The sequence below is a fragment of the Neisseria sp. P0021.S006 genome (assembly GCF_051956895.1).
Genome location: NZ_JBQCWZ010000853.1, coordinates 1 through 618 on the forward strand (window position 1 = coordinate 1; position 618 = coordinate 618).

A 618-nucleotide genomic window follows, 5' to 3' on the forward strand; every position below is an offset into this window, starting at 1 on the left:
AAACCGTATTTTCCGCCACCGTACCGCGCGACAATTCCCGTACCGCAATCAATTGATTTTGACGGTTAAGCAGCAAAGCAACGCTGACCTCAATTTTTTCATGTCCAAGATGCAGGCGCAGATAATCCGCAACCGATTTCGGGTTTGACAGAACAATCTGCTCCTGCAAATCTTCACCCAAAATCCGCCGCCCGATTTCTTTGACCACTGCAAACTGAGTATAGCTCGCCAAGCCCATGCCCTTATAAGCAGCGAGTGTTTTGGCATCCGCACTCATCAGCGTCCCCAAGCTGCCAAACTCACTCAACAAATAACGCGCCAAATCAACCGCGCTTATACCTCGCGTTCCGACACGCAGCAAAATCGCCAGCAACTCCGCATCACTCAACGCAGCCGCACCGTGCGCCAAGAGCTTCTCGCGCGGCCGCTCCCCTTCGGGCCATTCTTTGATACTCATGTTTTCCCTTTTATTTATATAGCGGATTTAGTTTTAATTCCGAGTAAAACCGCCTCGCCCGATATAAAACGTAATCCATTATGGTTTTAGTAAATAAATGTAATTTGCGTATTTTATTCTATTTTGAATAATTATTTAAGACATATAGATAATAATTACCC

1 protein-coding gene is annotated in these 618 nt (G+C 46.0%); it reads right to left on the reverse strand.

Annotated elements, in window-relative coordinates:
• Positions 1-457: JAB domain-containing protein (locus ACTHUM_RS17500; RefSeq protein ID WP_440403627.1), on the reverse strand; the 457-nt coding region annotated here is incomplete at its 3' end.
• Positions 458-618 lie beyond the last annotated feature (161 nt).